At 65.1% G+C, this 6,402-nt stretch carries 5 protein-coding genes; 2 read left to right on the top strand and 3 right to left on the bottom strand.

Annotated elements, in window-relative coordinates:
- Nucleotides 1–243 precede the first annotated feature (243 nt).
- Entirely contained in the window at nucleotides 244–2,781 is a 2,538-nt protein-coding gene (locus tag ACTJKT_RS20455; protein ID WP_440788345.1) for a PAS domain-containing protein, read from the top strand.
- 52 nt (nucleotides 2,782–2,833) lie between these two features.
- Nucleotides 2,834–3,109, top strand: a complete 276-nt coding sequence (locus ACTJKT_RS20450; RefSeq protein ID WP_440788344.1) for a peptidylprolyl isomerase — start codon at nucleotides 2,834–2,836, stop codon at nucleotides 3,107–3,109.
- Between the two features lie 145 nt (nucleotides 3,110–3,254).
- On the opposite strand, the gene ACTJKT_RS20445 is transcribed toward ACTJKT_RS20450, so the two are convergent.
- The 3 genes from ACTJKT_RS20445 to ACTJKT_RS20435 form a co-directional block, all read right to left on the bottom strand.
- Complete coding sequence (locus ACTJKT_RS20445) at nucleotides 3,255–4,172, bottom strand: sugar kinase (protein WP_440788343.1); 918 nt, start codon at nucleotides 4,170–4,172, stop codon at nucleotides 3,255–3,257.
- Between the two features lie 133 nt (nucleotides 4,173–4,305).
- Nucleotides 4,306–5,523 carry an amino acid deaminase gene (locus ACTJKT_RS20440; RefSeq protein ID WP_440788342.1) on the bottom strand — a complete coding sequence of 406 codons (1,218 nt, stop codon included), beginning with the start codon at nucleotides 5,521–5,523 and terminating at the stop codon, nucleotides 4,306–4,308.
- Nucleotides 5,524–5,560: 37 nt separating this feature from the next.
- Nucleotides 5,561–6,325, bottom strand: coding sequence for an IclR family transcriptional regulator (locus ACTJKT_RS20435; RefSeq protein ID WP_440788341.1), 765 nt, complete (start codon nucleotides 6,323–6,325; stop codon nucleotides 5,561–5,563).
- Nucleotides 6,326–6,402 lie beyond the last annotated feature (77 nt).

Here is a 6,402-nt window from a genome sequence, read left to right as displayed (position 1 = left end):
GCTTCTGTAGGAGCGAGGCTTGCCCGCGATAAGGCCGGACCTGCTCAACACAAATTCCACCTCCATCGTTGTCCCTGTAGCCGCTGCCGCAGGCTGCGACCGGCACCGCAGGGGCCGCAAAACCTGGCAACGCGGTCTACCTGATGGATCGGAAATACCGCCCCTGCGCCGGCTACGCCGTCGATCGCAGCCTGCGGCAGCGGCTACAATGCCGGCGTGATGCACGCTCAGGACACCCCCGACATGAACGCCCCCACCTCCGGCAGCGAAGCCGAAACCCTGATTGCCCGGCTGGACTGGGCCGCCACGCCGCTGGGCGCGGTCGACCACTGGCCGCAGAGCCTGCGCACCGCGGTGGACATCGTGATCCACTCGCCGATGCCGATGCTGCTGTTGTGGGGCGCGCAGCTGACGCAGATCTACAACGACGGCTTCGCCCTGCTGGCCGGCAACAAGCACCCCGGCGCCTTCGGCCAGTCGGCCCATCTGACCTGGCCGGAACTCAAGGACTTCGCCGCACCGATCTACAGCGCCGTGCTGCAAGGCCAGGTGCGCACCTTCAGCGAAAAACCCTTCACCCTGCAGCGCCACGGCCGTGAGTCGGAGGTCTGGCTGGACCTGACCTACAGCCCGATCCGCGACGAAAGCGGCGAAGTCGCCGGAATCCTGGTCACCAGTATCGAAACCAACGAGCGCCGGCGCATCGCCCTGGAACTGGAGCAGCGCTCGGCGGCCAGCCTCAAGGCCCAGCACGAAACCGAAGAACGCCTGCAACTGGCGCTGGCGGCCACCGACGCGGTCGGCACCTGGGACTGGGACATCGGCGACGACCGTTTCATCGCCGACGCCCACTTCGCCCAACTGCACAGCATCGACCCGGCCCTGGCCGGGCAACTGCCCATCAGTGAATACCTCAAGGGCGTGCACCCGGAAGACCGCGCCATGGTGGCGCGCAGCATCAAGCACTGCATCACCCACGGCACCGAGTACGCCGAGGAATACCGCCTGCAACAGCCCGACGGCCAGATCCGCTGGGTGTTCGCCCGCGGGCGCTGCTACAAGGATCACCACGGCCGGCCGGTGCGTTTCCTCGGCGCCGCCCTGGACCTGACCGACCGCAAGCAGATGGAACAGGCGCTGCGCCAGAGCCAGACCGAGTTGCAACTGATCATCAACGCCATGCCGGTGCTGATCGGCTACGTCGACCACGAAGAGCGCTTTCGCCTGAACAACAGCGCCTACCTCGACTGGTACGGCCTGACCCCGCAGGAGCTGTACGGCCGGACCATCCGCGAGGTGATCGGCGACGCCCTCTACGCCACCCGCGCCGACAAGATCGCCGCCGCCCTGGCCGGCAAGCCCTGCAGCTTCGAAGCCAAGACGCCGCACCGCGACGGGCGCACACGGCATGCATTGATGAAGTACCTGCCGCGCTACGGCGCCGACGGCGCGATCAATGGCTTCTACATCTTCGTGATCGACGAAACCGAGCGCAGACAGACCGAGGAGGCCCTGCGCCACCTCAACGAAACCCTGGAAGAACGGGTGGCCGAGCGCACCCAGGCGCTGGCCGCCGCCAACCAGCGCCTGCAGAGCGAGATGTTCGAGCGCGAGCGCGCCGAAAACGCCCTGCGCCATGCGCAGAAGATGGAAGCCGTGGGCCAGCTCACCGGCGGCATCGCCCATGACTTCAACAACATGCTCACCGGCATCATCGGCAGCCTGGAGCTGATGCAGCGCTACATCGATGACAATCGCAGCGCCGAGATCGGCCGCTTTACCGAGGCTGCAATGTCCTCGGCCAAGCGCGCGGCCGCCCTCACCCATCGCCTGCTGGCGTTTTCCCGGCGCCAGTCGCTGGACCGCCGGCCGCTGGAACCGAACCAACTGGTGCGCTCGCTGCACGACCTGTTCAACCACACCAAGGGCGAGCATATCGAGCTGCAGATGAACCTGGGCGACAACGTCTGGTCGATCAACAGCGACGCCAGCCAGCTGGAAAACGCCCTGCTCAACCTGGTGATCAACGCCCGCGACGCCATGCCCGACGGCGGCGTGCTGACCATCGAGACCGCCAACAGCTACCTCAACGGCAGCGACCTGGGCACCCTGGAACCGGTCAAGGCCGGCGACTACGTGATGCTCGGCGTCAGCGACAACGGCGCCGGCATGACCCCGCGGGTGCTGGCCAAGGCTTTCGACCCGTTCTTCACCACCAAGCCCATCGGCCAGGGCACCGGCCTGGGGCTGTCGATGATCTATGGTTTCGCCCAGCAATCCGGCGGCCACCTGACCATCACCAGCGAACCGGGCCAGGGCACCTGCGTGCGCCTGTACCTGCCGCGCCTGCACAGCGCCGTCCAGGCCGACAGCCCGGCACAGGCCAGCGTCGAAGCGCCGTACGCGGTGGCCGGCGAGTCGGTGATGCTGGTGGAAGACGACCCGGCGGTGCGCATGCTGGTGCTCAACGTGCTGCGCGAGCTGGGCTACACCGCCTTCGAGGCCGAGGACGCCAAGAGCGCGCTGCCATTGCTGGAGTCCGAGCGGCGCGTCGACCTGCTGGTGACCGACGTCGGCCTGCCGGGCATGAACGGCCGGCAACTGGCGGAGATCGCCCGCCAGCGGCGGCCGCAACTCAAGGTCCTGTTCATGACCGGCTACGCGGAAAAGGCCGCCGAGCGCCAGGGCTTTCTCGACGCCGGCATGGACCTGATCGCCAAGCCGTTTTCCATCGAGGCGCTGGCCCAGAAGATTCGTCAGATGATCGGCCAGCAGGGCTGATTTCAGGCATAATCCGCGACCGCCGTCCGCACCGTTCCAAGGTAACCGCCCCATGAAAGCCCAAGCCCGCCACATCCTGGTGAAAACCACCGAAGAGGCCGAACAGCTCAAGCAACGCATCGCCAAGGGCGAGGCCTTCGACGTGCTGGCGAAGAAATACTCCACCTGCCCCTCCGGCAAACGCGGCGGCGACCTGGGTGAAGTACGGCCGGGGCAGATGGTCGGGGCCATCGACCAGGTGATCTTCAAGAAGCCCCTGCGCACCGTGCACGGGCCGATCAAGAGCAAGTTCGGTTATCACCTGGTGCAGGTGTTTTACCGCGATTGACCGCGTCGCCTGACAACGCATCGCGGGCAAGCCTCGCTCCTACAGAAGCGACCTGTACTTCTGTAGGAGCGAGGCTTGCCCGCGAAAAATCCCAAAACCTCTACGCGATGACTGATCTGCGCTTTACCGGCGTCACCGCTCAACCTCATGCACGCGGGATCAACGCCCCCGGCACCTGAATCACCCGGCTCGCCAAGCGATGCCCAGCCTCCGCCGCCTGCTCCGGGCTACCGCCCCGCAAGCGACACGCCAGATACGCCGCACTGAACGAATCCCCCGCCGCCGTGGTATCCACCACCCTTTCCACCCGCTGTGCCGGTACCTCGAACGACTCGCCGCCACAACGGATCAGGCACGCTTCGGCGCCACGCTTGAGCACCACCTCCGGCGTATCCGGGTAAGCCGTAAACACCGCCGCACTGTCGCCATACCCGAACAACGCCTGCTCGTCATCCACCGTCAGCAACGCCAGATCGACATAGGCCAGCACCTGGAGATAAGCCGCCCGCGCCTGCTCTACTGAAGCCCAGAGCCGTGGCCGGTAGTTGTTGTCGAAGACAACCCACGCCCCACGCTGGCGCGCCTCGATCAAGGTATCGATCAGCTTCTTGCGCCCCTGCTCGCCCAGCACCGCCAGGGTGATGCCGCTGAAATACAGCACATCGTAGGCCGGCAGCGCCGCCAGGATCGGCTCGGCCGCGGGGGTGGTGAAACAGTCGCGCACCGCCGCTTCGTTGCGCCAGTAAAGAAAGCGCCGCTCGCCCTTGGCGTCGGTCTGGATGCAATACAACCCGGGCAAACGCCCCGGCAGGCGCTGGACCATGCCCAGGCCGATGCCTTCTTCGGCCCAGCTCTGGCACATCGCATCGCTGAAACTGTCGTCACCGAGTGCGGTGACATAGTCGACCTGAGCGCCCTCGCCCAATTCACGGACCAGGTACACCGCAGTATTCAGGGTGTCGCCGCCAAAGCTCTGTTGCAGGCTGCCGTCGGCGCGGTGTTGCAGTTCGATCATGCATTCGCCGATCAGGGCGATGCGTTTCCCAGCATTGGAAGTGTTCATGGAGGTGTCTCTGACAGTTTTTTGTTGTTGGAAAGGACGTCATCGCGGGCAAGCCTCGCTCCTACAGAAAACAGGTTCGNTGTAGGAGCGAGGCTTGCCCGCGATCACCTGCGCAGCAGGTGCCAGCCCCACCTCAGAAACAGGTCTCCATGCTCTCCACCACATCCAGCCGCTCATCCACCAACAACCCGGTACGCCACTTATCAAAGGTCAAACAGGGGTGCGAAGTACCGAAAGAAATAATGTCCCCCACCCGCAACTCAACCCCCGGAGCCACCGTCATGAACGCATGCTGGTCCATCACCGCCGTGACCTTACAGGCGCTGACATCATCGCCCTTGGCCGGCAGCACGCCCGGCTTGTAGCGCAACAACGGCACCGGCAAACCGGCGTCATAAGCCACATCGCGTTTGCCCAGGGCGATCACCGCAAACCCCGGCTCCGGCAGGGACTGCACATGGGCCCAGACCTCCAGCGCCGGGCGCAGACCTTCGTGCAGGTCGCTGCGACGGTCGAGCACGCAGCACTGCGCCTCTTTGTAGATGCCATGGTCGTGGGCCACATAGCTGCCGGGACGCAGCACACTGAGGAAACGCCCCTGGGCGTTCTGCGCCTCGAAGGACTCGGCGATCAGGTCATACCAGGCCGAACCCGAAGCGGTGATGATCGGCTGGTCGATGGCGAACAACCCGTCGTCCTGCAACTGCACCGCCAGGCGCACCAGGGACGCGGCAAACTCACGGATGCCAGTCACGGCGTGATCGCCATGGATCACCCCTTCGTAGCCCTCAATGCCGCACAAAGCCAAGGCCGGTTGCGCCTTGATCGCCTTCGCCAGTTCCAGCACTTCCTGCTCGCTGCGGCAGCCACAACGGCCGCCGACCACGCCGTATTCGATCATCACGTTCAGGCGCACCCCGCGCGCGGCGAAGAACTGCCCGAGGTCGGCGACGTTGTCCGGGTGATCGACCATGCAATAGAAGTCGAAACCCGGGTCGGCCAGCAGCTCGGCGATCAGCCCCATGTTCGGCGTACCCACCAGCTGGTTGGCCATCAACACCCGGCGCACGCCGTGGGCGTAGGCCGCGCGGGTCTGCACCGCGGTGGCCAGGGTGATGCCCCAGGCGCCCGCCTCCAACTGCCGACGGAACAGCGCCGGGGTCATGCTGGTCTTGCCGTGGGGCGCCAGTTCGGCACCGCTGTCGCTGACGAACTTCTGCATCCAGCGAATGTTGTGTTCCAGCGCCGCGCGGTGCAGCACCAGGGCCGGCAGGCTGACATCGCGCACCAGGCTGACGCCCGGTTGGGCAGCGCCCTTTTCCACCGCGGCATTGATCAAGGCAGAGGACATATTCGAACTCCTTACAGTGCAGCCATTGAGGCTGACGCTAGTCGTTGATGCGACGGGCCAGGCGATTCGCGCTGTCGATCAGCACCCGGCGGTAGTCAGCGTAATTGTTCTGGGCATCGGCCCGTGGCGCGACGATGCACAAGGTGCAGATGCACACCCCGCGCTCGTCCCGCACCGGGGCGGCGAAGCAATGGGTAAAGGTGTCGGCCACGCTGTCGAAGGAAAAGAAACCATCCTCCGTGGCCTGGCGGATTTCCTTCAAGAAAGTCGCCAAAGGCAGGCGCTCACCGTCAGGGAGAATGAAGTCGCGCTCGTCGATCAGCTCGACAATCTGCTCATCGCTCAAATGCCCCAACAGCAAGCGCCCGGAAGCGGTCCAGGGAATCGGTGCGTTCTCGCCGATATTCGAGGAAATGCGGAAATGCCGCTCGCCCTCCTTCATCAGCGCCACCGTGTATTTGCGCCCGTTGAGCAGGCACATCTGCGCGGTCTCGCGGGTCTGGCTGACAATCTCCTGCAAGGCCGAGTCGGCCTCGCGGCTCAGATCGAAATGCCGCAGATGGGCCTGCCCCAGGAAGTACAACTGCCGCCCCAGGTACACATGCCCGTCCTGGCCCACCGGCTCCAGAATCCGCCGCTCCAGCAAGGACGCCACCAGCTCGTACACCGTGGACTTGGGGCTGCCAACACCCTTGGCAATATCGTTGGGCCGCAACGGCTGGCCGATCTCCTTGAGGAAATCGAGAATATCGAACGCCCGGTCCAGCCCCTTGGCCCGGCGCTTGATGGTGTCTTCGGTCATATCAGTGCCACTTCCTACAAATCACGAAATTCCCGGCGCGCCCAAAGCCCCGGCATTGCACCTATCCCTGTAGCCGC

The organism is Pseudomonas sp. 22526, from assembly GCF_052044735.1.
GTDB lineage: Bacteria > Pseudomonadota > Gammaproteobacteria > Pseudomonadales > Pseudomonadaceae > Aquipseudomonas > Aquipseudomonas piscium.
The sequence above is the reverse complement of the archived record's forward strand: the minus strand, read 5'-3'. Positions and strand labels throughout refer to the sequence as shown.